Origin of the sequence: Nigerium sp., assembly GCF_039811905.1 — a bacterium.
Classification (GTDB): Bacteria; Actinomycetota; Actinomycetes; order Propionibacteriales; family Propionibacteriaceae; genus Propioniciclava.
On the sequence record NZ_JBDHZL010000057.1, the window covers coordinates 1 to 16625 of the forward strand.

A 16625-nucleotide genomic window follows, 5' to 3' on the forward strand; every position below is an offset into this window, starting at 1 on the left:
TCGTCGGCACGCCGCAGAAGAACGGCAAGACGATCCGGTGGTGTCACGTCGACGTCGGCCCCGAGCACGCCCCCGAGGCGGCGCCCGCGCCGGTCGAGGGCGGGTCGAGCGACCCGCTCGCGCCGGCGGGGGACTACCTGCCCCGCGGCATCGTGTGCGGCGCGCTGAACTTCGAGGTCGGCGACCACGTCGTGGTCGCCCTGCCGGGCACGACGCTGCCCGGCGGGTTCACCATCGGCTCGCGGAAGACCTACGGCCACCGCTCCGACGGCATGATCTGCGCCGTCGACGAGCTGGGCCTGGGCGACGACCACTCCGGCATCATGGTGCTCGGCGACGCCGACGACGAGGGCCGCGCGTGGACGCTCGGGGCCGACGCGCTGGACGCCCTCGGCGTCCGCGACACCGTGCTCGACATGCCGGTGACGCCCGACATGGGCTACTGCCTGTCGATCCGCGGGCTCGCGCGGGAGGCCGCGCAGGCGACGGACTCCGCGTTCACCGACCCGATCGCCGACGCGACGCCGGCGGCGTCCGAGGCCGGCTACCCGGTGCGGGTCGAGTCGGACCGGTGCCCGCTGTTCACGGCGATCACCGTGACCGGCGTCGACCCGACCGCGCAGACGCCCGGCTGGATGGCGCGGCGGCTCGTGGCGTGCGGCATGCGTCCGATCGCGCTGAGCGTCGACATCTCGAACTACGTGATGCTCGAGACCGGCCAGCCGAACCACTGCTACGACGCGGACGCCCTCGCGGGCGCGATCGTCGTGCGGCAGGCGTCCGAGGGGGAGAAGCTGGTGACGCTCGACGGCGTCGAGCGCACCCTGTCGGCTGAAGACCTGGTCATCGCCGACGACTCCGGGGCCATCGGGCTCGCGGGCGTCATGGGCGGCGAGTCGACCGAGCTGCGCGAGAACACGACGACGATCGTGATCGAGGCGGCGAACTTCGACCCCGTGGCCATCGCGCGGACGTCGCGGCGCCACGGGCTCGGCAGCGAGGCGTCCAAGCGGTTCGAGCGCAGCGTCGATCCGGGCGCGGCCTACGGGGCCGCACGTCGTGTCGCCCGCCTGCTCGCCGACCTCGCGGGCGGGACGCCGTCGGCGGAGGTCACCATCGCCGGTGCGGTGCCCGCGCCGCCGTCGACGACGATCGAGGCGTCCCTGCCGGAGCGGATCTTGGGGATGCCGGTGTCGGCCGAGCGGGTCGTCGCGATCCTGGAGCGCAGCGGCGTGGCCGTCGAGCGCGACGGCGACACCCTGACGCTCACCCCGCCGACCTGGCGCTCCGACCTGCGCGACCCGTACGACTACGTCGAGGAGGTCGGCACGAAGGTGGGGCTGGAGCACCTGCCGTCCGTCGTGCCGGCGGCGCCGTCGGGGCGCGGGTATACCGTCGGGCAGCAGCTGCGGCGCGCGGTCAACCGGACGCTCGCGGCCAACGGCTACGTCGAGGTGCTCACGTTCCCGTTCGGGTCCGTCGACGAGCTCGACCGCATGGGCGTGCCCGGCGACGACCCCCGGCGCGGCCTGGTCCGGCTGGCGAACCCGCTCGCGGAGACGTCCCCGGCGCTGCGCACCACGATCCTGCCGGGCCTGTTCGCGGCCGTGCAGCGCAACACGTCGCGCGGTAACGACGACCTGGCGCTCTTCGAGGCCGGCGAGGTGTTCTTCGCGGGCGACGGGAGCCCGGCGCCCATGCCGGGCGTCGAGGCGCGCCCCTCGGACGCCGACCTCGCCGCCATCGAGGCCGCCCTGCCCTCCCAGCCGCGGCACCTGGCCGCCGTGCTGGCGGGGGACTGGCTGAAGGCGGGCTGGAGCGGCGCGGCCGTCCCGGCCGGCTGGCAGACCGCACTGGCGTTCGCGGACGTCGCGGCGTCCACGGTGGGGCTCGAGCTGCGGCGCGACGCCGCCGCGATGGCCCCCTGGCACCCCGGACGCTGCGCGCGCCTGTCCGTCGGCGAGACCGTCGTCGGGTACGCCGGCGAGCTGCACCCGAGCGTGGTGAAGGGCTTCGGCCTGCCCGCGCGCACCGCGGCCGTCGAGCTCGACCTCGACCTGCTCGTCTCGCTGTTCCCGGGCGCCGGTGACGTGGCGGCGGTCTCGTCGTTCCCGGTCGCGAAGGAGGACATCGCGCTCGTGGTGGACGCCTCGGTGCCGGTCGGCGACCTCGGCGAGGCCGTGCGAGCGGGGGCGGGCGAGCTGCTGGAATCGCTGCAGCTCTTCGACATCTACACGGGCAACCCGATCCCCGAGGGCAAGAAGTCGGTGGCGTTCGCGCTGCGCTTCCGGGCCGCCGACCGCACGCTCAAGGACGCCGACGTGGCCGCTGCGCGCGACGCCGCGGTCCGGGCGGCGGCCGACGCGTTCGGCGCCGAGTTGCGGGCCCTGTGAGGGGCGTCCGGACGCCGTGCGCCTGATCCCGTTCCTCCCGCCCGGCGGCGGAGCCGATCCCGACGACCTCGAGACCGGCTTCGTCGCCTGGGCGTCCCAGGAGGGCTTCAGCCTCTACCCGCATCAGGAGGAGGCGCTGCTCGAGATCCTGACCGGCGCGAACGTGATCGTCACGACGCCCACCGGCTCGGGCAAGTCGCTCATCGCGACCGCCGCCCATTTCGCGACGCTCGCCGCGGGCGGACGCACGTACTACACGGCGCCGATCAAGGCCCTGGTCAGCGAGAAGTTCTTCGCCCTGATCGACCTGTTCGGCGCCGAGCGGGTCGGCATGGTCACCGGCGACGCGTCCGTGAATGCGGACGCGCCGATCGTTTGCTGCACCGCCGAGATCCTCGCGAACATCGCGCTGCGCGAGGGTCCGGACGCCGACGTCGCGTCCGTCGTCATGGACGAGTTCCACTTCATCGCCGACCGCGACCGCGGCTGGGCGTGGGAGGTCCCGCTCGTCGAGCTGCCGCAGGCCCAGTTCGTCATCATGTCCGCGACGCTCGGCGACGTGAGCCGGCTCGCGGCGTCCCTGGAGGCGACGACGGGACGCGAGACGTCCGTCGTGACGAGCGCCGAGCGGCCCGTGCCGCTCGTGTACAACTGGGCGATCACGCCCGTCCACGAGACCATCGCCGAGATCATCGCGACCAAGCAGGCGCCGGTCTACGTCGTCCACGCGACGCAGGCCGCGGCGGTCGAGCGGGCGCAGTCGCTGCTCAGCTCGGGGATCGTGGACAAGTCGCGGCGCGCCGAGCTGACCGAGGCGCTGCGCGGGTTCCGGTTCGCGGGCGGCTTCGGGCAGACCCTGTCGAAGCTGCTGCACGCCGGCGTCGCCGTGCATCACGCGGGCATGCTGCCGCGCTATCGGCGGCTCGTCGAGCAGCTCGCGCAGCGCGGCCTGCTCGCCGTGATCTGCGGCACGGACACGCTGGGGGTCGGCATCAACGTGCCGATCCGGACGGTGTTGTTCTCCCAGCTCACCAAGTTCGACGGACGCCGCCAGCGGGTGCTGCGCAGCCGCGAATTTCACCAGATCGCCGGACGTGCGGGGCGCGCCGGCTTCGACACCGTCGGGTACGTGGCCGCCCAGGCGCCCGAGCACGAGGTGGAGAACGCCCGCATCGCCGCGAAGTTCGCCGACGACCCGAAGAAGCTGCGCAGCGTCCGGCGGAAGAAGCCGCCTGAGGGGTTCGTGAACTACACCGAGGCGACGTTCACCAAGCTGATCGAGAGCGAGCCGGAGGAACTGCACGCCCGCATGCGCGTCACCCACGCGATGCTGCTGAACCTGCTGCAGCGCGACGAGGACACCGGGGCGGCGCTGGTCCGGCTGCTGGAGGCGAGCGTCCCCGAGCGGGCGGCGCGCCGGAAGCTGTACCGCCGCGCGGCGGCGCTCGGACGGTCGTTGCTGGCGGCGGGGGTGGTCGTCCGGCTGAGCGAGCCGACGCCCGGGGGACGCCGGTACGCCCTGGCGGTGGACCTGCAGCGGGACTTCGCGCTGAACCAGCCGCTATCCGCGTTCGCGCTCGCGTGCATCGACCTGCTGGACCCCGCGTCGCCGACCTATGCGCTCGACGTGCTGAGCGTCATCGAGGCCACGCTGGAGAACCCGATGACGCTGCTGCTGGCGCAGCAGTTCAAGGCGCGCGGCGAGGCGGTCGCGGAGCTGAAGGCCGACGGGTACGAGTACGAGGAGCGCGTCGAGATCCTCGACGACGTCACATGGCCGCAGCCGCTGGGGGAGCTGTTGACGGCGACCTTCGATCGCCTGCGTCCGGAGTACCCGTGGCTGGCCGAGACGCCGGTCAGCCCGAAGTCGGTCGTCCGGGACATGTTCGAGCGCGCGATGACGTTCGGCGAGTTCGTCGCGTTCTACAAGGTGCAACGCAGCGAGGGGCTGCTGCTGCGGTATCTCTCGGACGCCGTCCGCGCCCTGCGGCAGACCGTGCCGGAGGCGTCCAGGACGGAGGAGCTGACCGATCTCATCGCCTGGCTCGGCGAGGTGACGCGGCTGATCGACAGCTCGCTGCTCGACGAGTGGGCCGCCCTCGGGGAACTGGGCGCGGAGGCGTCCGGGGGCGAGGAGGTGCCGCCGCCGACGCGGTCGGTGACCGGGAACGCGCGGGCGTTCCGGGTGCTGGTGCGCAACGCTCTGTTCCGCCGGGTGGAGCTCTGCGCCGACGACGACGTGGACGCCCTCGCCCAGCTCGAGACCGGGCAGCGCGTGACGATGACGCGCCAGCGCTGGGACGACGCGCTGGGCGAGTACTGGGACGCCCACGACGTCATCGGCACGGGTCCGGACGCCCGCGGCCCCGCGTTCTTCATGGTCACCGAGCGGCGCGGCGGGCGGCTGTGGGAGGTGCGGCAGATCATCGACGACCCGGCGGAGGACCGGGACTGGTCCATCGAGGCGGTCGTGGATCTCGACGAGTGCGACGACGCCGACGAGTTGATCGTGCACACCACGAACTTCTCGCGCCTCGACTGACGGCAGTTCGTTCGGCTCACAAGGAAACGAGAATGGAAGAAGTGGACTTCGACGTCATCGTCATCGGCGGTGGTGTGGCGGGGACGGTGTGTGCCCACCAGCTGGCGAGCCGCGGCCATTCGGTCGCGCTGCTGGAACGCGGCCCCGTGGCCGGGTCGAAGAATCTCTCGGGCGGTGTTTTCTACTGCCGGGTCATGGAGCAGGTCTTTCCTGATTTCTGCTCGCAGGCGCCGGTGGAGCGCCGCATCACGCGCAACGTCGTGTCGTTCCTGAACGAGTCGTCGGCGGTGAACATCGACTACTGGGACGAGCGGCTCGCTGAGCCGGTCAATGCCGTCTCGGTGCTGCGCGCGAAGCTCGATCCGTGGCTGGCCGAGCGGGCTGAAGAGGCCGGCGTGACGGTCATGCCGGGGGTCAAGGTGGATCAGCTGATCGTGGACGGCGAGCAGGTGGTCGGCGTCCGGGCGGGCGACGACGAGCTGCGCAGCCACGTCGTGGTCGCCGCCGATGGGGTCAACTCCCTCATCGCGCAGCAGGCCGGCGTCCGGGCCAAGGAGCCCACCAAGCACCTCGCGGTGGGCGTCAAGTCGGTGATCCAGTTGGACGAGTGCGTCCTGAAGGACCGCTTCCGGCTGGGCGACGACGACGGCGTCGCCTACGCGGTCGTGGGGGACTCCACCCAGACCGTGGCCGGCGGCGGGTTCCTCTACACCAACCGGGATTCGGTGTCGGTCGGCGTCGTCCTGCGGCTGGACGATCTGGAGCGCAAGCGCCTCGTGGCCTCGCAGGTGCACGATCACTTCCTGTCCCATCCGGCGATCGCGCCGCTGCTGGCCGGCGGCGAACTGCTGGAGTACGGCTGCCATCTGACCATCGAGGACGGTCCCGCCATGGTCGGCCACGACCTGACGCGCCCCGGCCTGGTGATCATCGGCGACGCCGGCGGCTTCACGCTGAACACGGGCCTGACCATTCGAGGCATGGACCTGGCTGCCGGTTCTGCCCTCGCGGCGGCGACGTGCATTTCGGCGGCGCTCGCGAAGGGCGACTATTCGCAGGAGGCCCTGGACGCCTACCAGCAGGCTCTCGACGCGACGTTCGTGGGTCACGACATGAAGCTGTACGCGAAGGCCCCCCGGTTCTTGGAGACCGAGCGCCTGTACGGCGACTACGGCACGCTGCTCGCGGACGTCTTCTACCGGGCGTTCACCATGGACGCCCAGCCCCGAACCCACCTCCGGACGGCCGCGCTGCAGGCTTTCAAGAACTCGACGGTGCGGGTCCATCAACTCATCCGCGACGTCGCGGCCGGCGTCCGGGCGTTGTAAGCGAGGTACGGCCATGACTTTTCTGGGAGGCGTCCCCGAGCGGCTTGCTCGCAACGTGTACGAGACGGACGAACAAGAATCCCACATCGAGATCAACCAGGAGGTCTGCAAGGCCACGGGCACCGGGAAGCTGCTGGTGCGGGTCTGCCCGGCGCACGTCTTTCACGAGTTGCCCGACGGCACCATCACCGCGGAGTACGCGGCCTGCCTCGAGTGCGGCACCTGCCTGGCCGTGGCGGCGCCGGGGTCGTTGGTCTGGCATTACCCCCGGTCGGGCATGGGTGTGGTCTTCCGCGAAGGCTGACCGGTACGGGCCGACCACATGAGCCACGCCAGCATCACGGCGCACCCGCCCAGCGGGCCCAGGGCGAGGCTCGACACGGCCCTTAGCGTCAGATCGAACGGCCCCACCAGCAGCCCGAGCGCGACCACGGACGCCGCGAGCCAGCCGCCCGCGTAGACGAGATGGGCGTCCAAGGCCAGGACGAGCGTGCCGAGCAGCGTGAGGATGCCCATGAAGGCCGAGCTGAACGTCAGGGCGAAGAAGACCCAGCCGGGGATCGGGTACGGCTGCCCGAACAGCGGCAGGAACCACGGCCCGACGAACCACGCGGCCGCCCCGCCCACGAGCCCGAGGGCCAACAGCGCGCCCGCCGGCTTGGCGAGGGCGCGCAGGGGGGCGTCGCGGTGCTCGAGGAACGTCCGGATGGCGACGCCCTGGAATGCCGTCAGCGGCATCAGGATCGGCGCCCTGGTCAGGGAGATCGCCAGCATCAGCCCGCCCAGCAGCAGCGCGTCGTCGCCGTGGTTCGCGGCCTTCAGGATCGCCGGGTACGCCGTGATGAGCAGGGCCGTGCACGAGGTCGACAAGACGGCCAGCCCGCACTGGCGCAGGATCCGGCGGAAGCCGGCGTCCGCGCGCGAGGTGATCGCGGACCGCGACCGCGGCGCGGCCAGGAAGATCAGCAGGATCGTGGTGGCGCCGGCGAGGGCGAGCTCGAGGCGTCCGAGGGTCGCGCCCCAGGCGACGGCCGCCCCGACGAGCGCCATCCGCCAGACGACCTCGCCGCCCATGAGGGCGGCGTAGTGGGTCCACCAGCCGCGTCCGCCGAACGAGCCGACGAGCGTCACGTAGGCCGCGTACGCGACCGTCACCAGGACGAGGGCCGGCAATGCCACGGACGCCGAGAGCGGCACGACCCGCGCGGCCAACACAGGGCTGAACAGGACGATCGCCGCCGCCACGATCCCGCCGACGGCGAGCGCCGGCGCGATCATCCGGACGCCTGCCGCCCGGCCCTGCGCGACCGCCCCCACCGCCCGCGTGCTCTCGTTCTGCACGCCCGAGACCACCCCGAACATGCCCGTCAGCAGCGACCAGAAGGCGAGGTACTCGGTGGCGGCCTCGCTCGACAGGGTCCTCGTGCCGGCGAACATCAAGACGAAGTTCGACGCCGCCGCCAGCACTGAGGCGAACGCGACGAGCCCGGCCTGGCGGCGGGTGATCGGCGCGGCGGATTCTGCAGGGTCTGCGTCCACGGCGGCAGCCTAGGGCGTCTGGCGGGCCGCGTCCGGCACCGGGCGCGCGGGTCGCTCGGCACCGCGCATCGGGCTACCGCTGGTAGACGTCCGGGACGCCGTCGCCGTCGGCGTCTTGGAGGTGACGCCGGGCGATCTGCCGGTAGCGGCGGTTGCGCGCGCCCAGCACGACGGACGCCGCGAGCGCGGCCAGCGTGGACGCGAGCAGGATGCCCACCTTCGCGTGGTCCCCGCCGGGCGTGCCGACGCCGAAGCTGAGCTCGGCGATCAGCAGCGACACGGTGAACCCGATGCCGGCGAGCAGCCCGACGCCCGCGAGGTCGGCCCACCGGACGTCGTCGTCCAGCTCCGCGCCGGTGAACGTCGTGACGGCCCACGTCGTCGCGACGATGCCGATCGGCTTGCCCAGCACGAGGCCGGCGATGATGCCGAGCGTGACGGTGTCGCTCAGCGACGCCATCAGCCCTTGCCAACCCCCGATCGTCACCCCCGCGGAGAAGAACGCGAACACCGGGACGGCCACCCCCGCCGACAGCGGACGCAGGTGGTGCTCCAGCTCGCCGGCCAGCCCGTGCGGCCCGGCCCCGCCCCGCACCGGCACGCAGAAGCCGAGCACGACGCCCGCGATCGTCGCGTGGATCCCCGACGCGTGCAGCAGCGCCCACGCCACGATCGCCAGCGGCAGCAGGATCACCCAGGCCGCCCACCGCGACCGCGCGAAGAAGCGCCTGAACCGCTGCACCAGGTACGCGAACACGGCGACCGGCACCACGGTGGCCAGCATCTCAGGCACGTGGATCTCTTTCGTGTAGACGACCGCGATGATCATGATCGCGATGAGGTCGTCGACGACCGCCAGCGTCAGCAGGAAGATCCGCAGCGCGCTCGGCAGGTGCGAGCCGATGACGGCGAGTACCGCGACGGCGAACGCGATGTCGGTCGCGGTCGGGATGGCCCAGCCGCCCAGGGCGTCCGGACGCGTCGCGTTGAACGCGACGTAGATCAGCGCCGGCAGCAGGACGCCGCCCGCCGCGGCCGCGACGGGCACGAGAGCGCGGCGCGGTTCGCGGAGGTCGCCGGCGACGAACTCGCGTTTCAGCTCCAGGCCCACGAGGAAGAAGAAGACCGCGAGCAGGCCGTCGGCCGCCCACGATCCGAGCGACAGGTTGAGGTGCAGCGCCTCGGGGCCCACGCGCGTGTCGCGCAGCGCCGTGTAGGCGTCCGCCGCGGGGGAGTTGGCCAGCACGATCGCCACGATCGCGGCGGCGACGAGCAGCAACCCGCCGACGGTCTCGGTACGCAGCAGGGTCGCGATGCGTTGGGCTTCCGGCCACTCGCCGGGTGAGAGGACGCGGCGCAGGCGCTGGCGAATCATGAGGCTCCTTGGGGTCGACAGAAGGGACTGCCGACCAGACTTCCCGGCTCACCTGGGCCGAAACCCTACCGAACGCCCCCGCCGGTGTCGCCTTTGTTGCCATCGCGGCTCCATCCCGCCCGACGCCTGCGTCCGAGCCCCCGCCGGCCGCACCGGAGGCGTCCTGAGGCGGGGCGGAGCCCCGGAGTCCCTCGCGCGGAGCACACGGTTGTCACCCGCGCGCGGGACCCGCCCGAGGTTCGGGGTCACCTGTCCGCGGGACGCCCCACGGCAGCCCTGGACATTCGTTTTGCATGGATATTCCGAGGATGGAATCATCATGCCGTGACGAAAAAAATTGCTGTAGCCGGCTGCACGGGGTACGCCGGAGGAGAAGTATTGCGGTTGTTGCTCGGGCATCCCGAGGTGGAGATCGGAGCTCTGACCGCCAAGTCGTCGGCCGGCACGCTGCTGGGCGAGCATCACGCGCACCTCGCGCCGCTCGCTGACCGCGTGGTCGCGGAGACGACGATCGAGAACCTCGCCGGGCACGACGTCGTGTTCCTGGCCCTCCCGCACGGCACCTCGGCGGCGATCGCCGAACAGCTGGGCGACGACGTGCTCGTCGTCGACGCGGGCGCCGACTTCCGGCTGACGAACGCCGCTGACTGGGACAAGTTCTACGGGACGCCGTACGCCGGCTCCTGGCCCTACGGCATGCCTGAGCTGCCCGGCCAGCGCGAGAAGCTGGCGCACACGAACCGCATCGCGGTGCCCGGCTGCTACCCGACCGCCTCGACGCTGGGCCTGCTGCCCGCGATCACCGAGGGGCTCGTGACCGGCGAAGACGTCGTGATCGTCGCGACCTCCGGAACGTCCGGCGCGGGCAAGTCGCTCAAGCCGCATCTCCTCGGCGCCGAGATCATCGGCAACGTCAGCGCCTACGGCGTCGGCGGCGTCCACCGGCACACGCCGGAGATCGTCCAGAACTACCGGCTGCTCGGCGCGTCGAACCCGACGCTGTCGTTCACCCCGGTGCTCGTGCCCACGTCGCGCGGCATTCTCGCCACCATCACGGCGCCGCTCGCGAAGAACGTCTCCGCCGACGAGGCGTACGAGGCCTACCGGCGCGTGTACGACGGGGAGCCGTTCGTGCGCGTCCTGCCGAAGGGCGTGTGGCCGCAGACGCAGGCCGTCATCGGCAGCAACGCCGTGCAGGTGCAGGTGACGGTCGACGAGACCGCCGGACGCCTCGTGGCCGTCGCCGCGATCGACAACCTGGCCAAGGGCACCGCCGGCGGGGCCATCCAGTCGATGAACCTGGCGCTCGGCCTGCCCGAGACCACCGGCTTGACGTCCGTCGGCGTCGCGCCCTGATCGCACGCCCCTCGCGGGGACGCCGCGGCGTCCCCGCCCCAGACTCCCTCCCGAACCACCGAACCGCACCGACCACCAGAAACCGGGGGAACCCAGACCGATGAGTCCCGTCCTGTCGCGGCACGTCACCGCGAAGAAGCAACAGTTAGACAAGGCCCAAGTCCTGATCGAGGCGCTGCCGTGGCTGGAGAAGTACTCCGGCACGATCATGGTCATCAAGTACGGCGGCAACGCGATGATCAACGAGGAGCTGAAGAAGGCGTTCGTGGAGGACATCGCCTTCCTGCACCACGTCGGCGTCCTGCCGGTCGTCGTGCACGGCGGCGGCCCCCAGATCACCGAGATGCTGGGACGCCTCGACATCGACTCCGAGTTCAAGGCGGGTCTGCGGGTGACCAGCCACGCGGCGATGGAGGTCGTCCGCATGGTGCTCGTCGGCAAGGTCGGCCGTGAGTTGGTCAACCTGCTCAACGAGCACGGCCCGCTGGCCGTGGGCCTCTCGGGCGAGGACGCGAACCTCTTCACCGCCGAGCCGCGGCACGTGTACGTCGAGGGCGAGGAGGTCGACCTGGGTCAGGTGGGCGACGTGACCGGCGTCCGGCCGGACGCGGTGCAGAACCTGCTCAAGGCCGGCTGCGTGCCGATCGTCGCGACGGTCGCGCCCGACGAGCACGGCGAGGTGTACAACGTCAACGCCGACACCGCCGCCAGCGCGCTGGCCGCCGCCCTGGGCGCGCGCCGCCTCATCATGCTGACCGATGTGCCGGGCCTCTACGCCGATTGGCCGAACAGCCAAGACGTGATCGCGAAGCTCACCCCTGACGAGGTGGAGGAAATGCTGCCCTCGCTGGCGTCCGGGATGCGGCCGAAGATGGAGGCCTGCATGCGGGCCGTCCGCGGCGGCGTGGAGCAGGCGACGATCATCGACGGGCGTGACCCGCACTCGCTGCTGCTCGAAATGGTGACCGACGACGGACTGGGAACGGCGGTGATGGAATGAGCGTCCAGACGAGCATCTCCGAGGGGGTCATCGGTCGCTACAAGGCGTCGATGATGAACACGTTCGGCGCCCCGCGCCTGGTCATCGACCACGGCGAGGGCCCTTACCTCGTCGACGACGACGGCAAGCGCTACCTCGACCTGCTCGGGGGCATCGCGGTGAACTCGCTCGGCCACGGGCATCCCCGCCTGGCGGCGGCGATCGCCGACCAGGCCGCCAAGCTGATCCACGTGTCGAACTTCTTCGCCACCGATCCGCAGGTTCAGTTGAGCGAGCGTCTCGGCGCGATCGCGCGCAACGGGGCTGACGTCCCGACGCACGTCTTCTTCACGAACTCGGGCACGGAGGCGAACGAGGCGGCGTTCAAGCTCACCCGCCGCACCGGCCGCACGCGGGTCATCGCGATGGAGGGCTGCTTCCACGGCCGCACGATGGGCGCGCTGGCGCTCACCTCGAAGGCGGCCTATCGGACCCCGTTCGAGCCGCTGCCCGGTGACGTCACGTTCGTGCCGTACGGCGACGCGGACGCCCTCGAGGCGGCCATGGACGACACCGTCGCGGCCGTCGTGATCGAGCCGATTCAGGGCGAGGTCGGCGTCGCCGTCCCGCCGCAGGGCTGGGTGAAGCGCGTCCGCGAGATCACCGCCGCGCACGGTGCGCTCATGTGGGTCGACGAGGTGCAGACCGGCATGGGCCGGTGCGGGCTGTGGTTCGATCATCAGCGCGAGGGCGTGCTGCCCGACATCGTGACGGTCGCGAAGGGGCTCGGCGGCGGCTTCCCGATCGGGGCGTGCATCGCCCTGGGTCCGGCCGGCGAGCTGTTCCAGCCGGGCAACCACGGCACGACGTTCGGCGGTAACCCGCTGGCAGCGCGCGCCGGGAACACCGTGCTCGACGTCATCGAAGAAGACGGCCTGCTCGCCCACGTCAACGAGGTCGGCGACTGGTTGGCCGGCGAGCTCGCCAAGGTGCCCGGCGTCGCCGAGGTCCGCGGGCGCGGGTTGCTGCGGGGCGTCGTGCTCGAGCGCGACATCGCCCCGGCCGTGTACGAGGCCGGGATCCAGGCGGGCTTCATCGCGAACGCGCCTCGCCCCGGCGTGCTCCGCCTGGCCCCGCCGTACATTGTCACGCAGGCCGACCTGCAGCCGTTCGTGGACGCGCTCCCCGAACTGTTGCGCCAGGCGGCGTGACCGAGACACCCCGGCAGCCACGCAAGACCGCGCGGCAGGCCCGCATCTCGGACCTGCTGCAGCGCGCGGAGATCCGGTCGCAGGTCGATCTGGCCAACAGGCTGGCTGACGAGGGGTTTCCCTGCACGCAGGGCACTCTGAGCCGGGATCTGGTGGATGTCGGGGCGATCCGGGTGCGCAACCACGCGGGCGACCTCGTCTACGCGCTCCGGGGTGCGGAGCCCGAGCGGCTCGCCGGCGGCCGCGTCCGGTTGTCGCAGGTGGCGGGGGAGTTCCTGCTGTCGGCGGAGGCGTCCGGAAATCTGGTCGTCGTCCGGACGCCGTCCGGCGCGGCGCAGTATCTGGCGGCCGCGCTCGATAGGGTCGCTCTCGTCGAGGTCCTCGGCACGATCGCCGGGGACGACACGGTGCTGGTCATCGCGCGCGACCCCAACGGGGGCGCCGCGCTGGCCTCGAAGCTGCTGCGAATGGGTGCGAGGGAGAGTTAGAGATGGCGCAGGCGGGCGAGGGTCTTCTGTGGGGTGGCCGCTTCGAGGGCGGTCCGGCCGAGGCGATGTTCGCTCTCAGCAAGTCGACGCAGTTCGACTGGCGCCTCGCTCGCTTCGACATCGCCGGCTCGCGCGCCCACGCGAAGGCCCTGCACCGGGCGGGTCTGCTGACCGACGACGAGCTGGCCGGCATGCTGGACGGCCTCGATCGGCTGGACGCCGACGTGGCGTCCGGCGCCTTCGTCGCCGCGCCGCACGATGAGGACGTCCATGGGGCCCTCGAGCGCGGCCTCATGGAGCGTGTCGGCCCCGAGTTGGGCGGACGCCTCCGCGCCGGCCGGTCCCGCAACGACCAGATCGCGACGCTGATCCGGCTCTACTTGCGCGAGGAGCTGCGGCTGGTCGCCGCCGAGGTCCAGCAGGTCGTGATCGCGCTGTACGACCAAGCGGGCGAGCATCTCGGCGTCCCGATGCCGGGCCGCACGCACCTCCAGTCGGCGCAGCCGGTGCTGCTCAGCCACCACCTGCTCGCGCACGCGTGGCCGTTGCTGCGCGACGTCGACCGCATCCGCGACCTCGACCGGCGGCTGGCCGTCTCGCCCTACGGGTCGGCGGCGCTGGCCGGCACGTCGCTCGGGCTCGACCCCGAGTTCGTCGCCCACGAGTTGGGCTTCGCGTCGTCGGTCGCGAACTCGATCGATGGGACGGCGTCCCGCGACCTGGTCGCGGAGGCGTCCTTCGTGCTCGCGCAGATCGGCATCGACCTGTCGCGTATCGCCGAGGAGGTCGTGTTGTGGTCGACCGTCGAGTTCGGTTTCGTCACGCTCGACGACGCGTGGTCGACGGGCAGCTCGATCATGCCCCAGAAGAAGAATCCCGACGTGGCCGAACTGGCTCGCGGCAAGGCCGGTCGCTTCGTGGGCAACCTCACCGGACTGTTGACCACCTTGAAGGGCCTGCCGCTGGCGTACAACCGAGACCTGCAGGAAGACAAGGAGCCGGTCTTCGATTCGCTCGACCAGCTCCGCGTCCTGCTGCCGGCGATGGCCGGCATGCTGTCGACGCTCGTGTTCCACGCCGATCGGCTCGCCGAACGCGCGCCGCAGGGCTTCTCGCTGGCCACGGACGTGGCCGACTGGCTCGTCCGGCAGCGCGTTCCCTTCGCGCAGGCCCACGAGATCTCGGGGGCGGCGGTTCGGTATTGCGAGGAGCGTGGCATGGAGCTGACCGAGCTGACGGCGTCCGATCTGCCGGCGATCGACGGACGCCTCGGCGAGGGCGTCCTGTCGGTGCTGTCGGTGGAGGGTTCGATCGACGCGCGGAACGGCCGCGGCGGCACGGCGCGGGTGCGCGTGCAGGAGCAACTGCAGCAGGTGCTGGACGCGATCGACGCGATCACGGAGTGGGTGGAGCGACCGCTGGCCCCGGAAGCGGGGCCGGACGCGCAGGCGACCGGGCCGGCGGCGACCGGGCAGTGTCCGCTGTGCGGCGGCTCCGGAGCGGTACCGGCCGGCACGGAACTGGAGTGGCGCTCCCAAGAGGCGGATCCCGGGCGCGGCTGAGCCTCGGCCGGGCGGCGCGCGGGCGTCCGATAGGCTTGCCCAGCGTGAATGCCGTACTTGACGAACTGACGTGGCGGGGCTTCATCGCCCATTCGACCGACTTGGACGCGCTGGCCGCACACCTGGACGCCGGCCCGGCCGGCTTCTATGTCGGCTTCGACCCGACCGCGCCCAGTATCCACATGGGAAATCTCGTGCAGCTCGTCCTGGCGCGGCATCTGCAGGCGGCCGGGCATCGGCCGCACCTGCTGGTCGGCGGTTCGACCGGCCTCATCGGTGACCCGAAGGCCGCGGGCGAGCGCGTCATGAACCCCGCGGAACTCGTCGCTGAATGGGCCGAGAAGATTCGCGGGCAGGTGTCGGGGCTCATCGGCTTCGACGGCGACAACGGCGCGACGATCGTCAACAACTACGACTGGACTGCCCAGTTGTCGACGCTGGATTTCCTGCGGGACGTGGGCAAACACTTCTCCGTCAACCGGATGCTCGACCGCGAGGTCGTCCGGTCGCGCCTCGAGTCGGGCATCAGCTACTCCGAGTTCAGCTACGTGCTGCTGCAGTCGTTGGACTACCGGGAGCTCTTCCGCCGCCACGGCGTCACGCTGCAGACCGGCGGCAGCGACCAGTGGGGCAACATCACCGCGGGCGTCGAGTTGATCCGGCGGTCGGAGGGTGCGCGTGTCCACGCGCTCGCGACGCCGCTGCTCACGAAGGCCGACGGCACGAAGTTCGGCAAGACCGAGCAGGGCACCGTCTGGCTGGACCCCGACATGACGAGCCCGTACGCGTTCCACCAGTTCTTCCTGAACGCGGAGGATTCGCAGGTCATGGGCTACCTGAAGATCTTCTCGCCGCGCTCGCGCGAGGAGATCGGCGACATCGGCCGCCAGCAGGCGGAGAAGCCGTTCCTGCGGGTCGCGCAGCGGGCCCTGGCCGACGACGTCACGGACTTGGTCCACGGCCGAGAGAACCGCGTCGCCGCCGAGCGGGCGGCGTCCGCGATCTTCGGTCGCTCGGAGCTCTCCGAACTGAACGCCGGCGTCCTCGCGGCCGTGAGCCGCGAGTTGGGCGCGCAGGAGATGGCGGCCGGGGGAGAACTGCCTTCGGTCGTGGACGCTCTCGTCGCGTCGGGCGTGGTGGCCAGCAAGTCTGCCGCGCGACGCGCGATCGCCGAGGGGGGCGCGTACGTCAACAACGCGAAGGTGAGCGACCCGGACGCGGTCCTCGCCCCCGAGGATCTCCTGCAGGGCCGCTATGTCATCACCCGCCGGGGCAAGAAGACCGTCGGCGCGGTTGACGTTCTGCGCTGAGGCGTCCCGCGTAACGGGGGACGCCTCGCCCCCGAGATTGATCGGACGCCAGCGGCCCGCGGGCATCGCGGGGTCGCTGGCGTCCGCCCGCGCTAGGGGTTCCGCTCGGTGGGGAGCCCCGCCGTCGCTGGGGTCCGCACGGGGAGGCGCACCCGCGCGGCGGGCCGGCGTGGAGCGTCTCTTCACGCCGGCGACGCGCAGGAGCCGCCCGATTTGACTCGGCGCGGGGGACCACGTAATGTAATCCAAGCCTTCCGGTGAGACGGACGGGCCGAGGAGACTCGGGCCGGACGAACTGGGGGCCAACTCCAACCCAACGATGAAACCCGGGGTTCGTCGCGCTCTGCGCGAGGTATCCGGAATCATTGTCGACCCGGAGTTGGGAGGGAAAGCTCGATTTGACAGTGAGATTTCCTCTCCAATAAGCTTTATCGAGTTGCCCCACTGGACGGCGAAAGCGGTTCGGAGGTGTGCTTCGGAAGTTTGAGAACTCAACAGCGTGTCTTTTGTTTGTCAATGCCATTTTTTGCACAGACTGTTTT

12 protein-coding genes are annotated in these 16625 nt (G+C 71.4%); 10 read left to right on the plus strand and 2 right to left on the minus strand.

All coding sequences use genetic code 11. The features are described from left to right. The 4 genes from pheT to WMJ97_RS10130 all read left to right on the plus strand — a co-directional run. Positions 1-2393, plus strand: a 2393-nt coding sequence (gene pheT / locus WMJ97_RS10115) for a phenylalanine--tRNA ligase subunit beta (protein ID WP_347348867.1), incomplete at its 5' end; no start/stop codon positions are given. Positions 2394-2409: 16 nt separating this feature from the next. Continuing rightward, the gene (locus WMJ97_RS10120; RefSeq protein WP_347348868.1) at positions 2410-4935 is read left to right on the plus strand and encodes a DUF3516 domain-containing protein; all 2526 of its coding nucleotides are present in this window, start codon (positions 2410-2412) and stop codon (positions 4933-4935) included. 32 nt (positions 4936-4967) lie between these two features. Next, positions 4968-6263: an FAD-dependent oxidoreductase gene (locus WMJ97_RS10125; RefSeq protein WP_347348869.1), complete on the plus strand. Its 1296-nt coding sequence runs from the start codon at positions 4968-4970 to the stop codon at positions 6261-6263. Positions 6264-6276: 13 nt separating this feature from the next. Next, positions 6277-6567, plus strand: coding sequence for a ferredoxin (locus tag WMJ97_RS10130; RefSeq protein WP_347348870.1), 291 nt, complete (start codon positions 6277-6279; stop codon positions 6565-6567). On the opposite strand, the gene WMJ97_RS10135 is transcribed toward WMJ97_RS10130, so the two are convergent. Next, positions 6525-7802: a hypothetical protein gene (locus tag WMJ97_RS10135; RefSeq protein WP_347348871.1), complete on the minus strand. Its 1278-nt coding sequence runs from the start codon at positions 7800-7802 to the stop codon at positions 6525-6527. The genes WMJ97_RS10130 and WMJ97_RS10135 overlap by 43 nt on opposite strands. A 73-nt stretch (positions 7803-7875) precedes the next feature. Then, positions 7876-9177: a Na+/H+ antiporter NhaA gene (nhaA, locus tag WMJ97_RS10140; protein WP_347348872.1), complete on the minus strand. Its 1302-nt coding sequence runs from the start codon at positions 9175-9177 to the stop codon at positions 7876-7878. A gap of 324 nt (positions 9178-9501) precedes the next feature. Here nhaA and argC point away from each other — a divergent pair, with 324 nt between their 5' ends. The 6 genes from argC (at position 9502) to tyrS (ending at position 16083) form a co-directional block, all read left to right on the plus strand. Then, positions 9502-10533 (plus strand): N-acetyl-gamma-glutamyl-phosphate reductase, encoded by a 1032-nt coding sequence (gene argC, locus WMJ97_RS10145; RefSeq protein ID WP_347348873.1) that lies wholly within the window; start codon positions 9502-9504, stop codon positions 10531-10533. 100 nt (positions 10534-10633) lie between these two features. Further along, a complete protein-coding gene (argB, locus tag WMJ97_RS10150; RefSeq protein WP_347348874.1) occupies positions 10634-11533 on the plus strand; it encodes an acetylglutamate kinase in 900 nt (299 codons plus the stop codon). Beyond that, the gene (locus WMJ97_RS10155; protein WP_347348875.1) at positions 11530-12723 is read left to right on the plus strand and encodes an acetylornithine transaminase; all 1194 of its coding nucleotides are present in this window, start codon (positions 11530-11532) and stop codon (positions 12721-12723) included. Before argB ends, WMJ97_RS10155 begins: the two co-directional genes overlap by 4 nt. Beyond that, positions 12720-13211 carry an arginine repressor gene (gene argR, locus WMJ97_RS10160; RefSeq protein ID WP_347348876.1) on the plus strand — a complete coding sequence of 164 codons (492 nt, stop codon included), beginning with the start codon at positions 12720-12722 and terminating at the stop codon, positions 13209-13211. The genes WMJ97_RS10155 and argR overlap by 4 nt, the downstream gene beginning before the upstream one ends. A gap of 2 nt (positions 13212-13213) precedes the next feature. Further along, entirely contained in the window at positions 13214-14773 is a 1560-nt protein-coding gene (gene argH / locus WMJ97_RS10165; RefSeq protein WP_347348877.1) for an argininosuccinate lyase, read from the plus strand. 44 nt (positions 14774-14817) lie between these two features. Then, entirely contained in the window at positions 14818-16083 is a 1266-nt protein-coding gene (tyrS, locus tag WMJ97_RS10170) for a tyrosine--tRNA ligase (RefSeq protein WP_347348878.1), read from the plus strand. Positions 16084-16625: the final 542 nt, after the last annotated feature.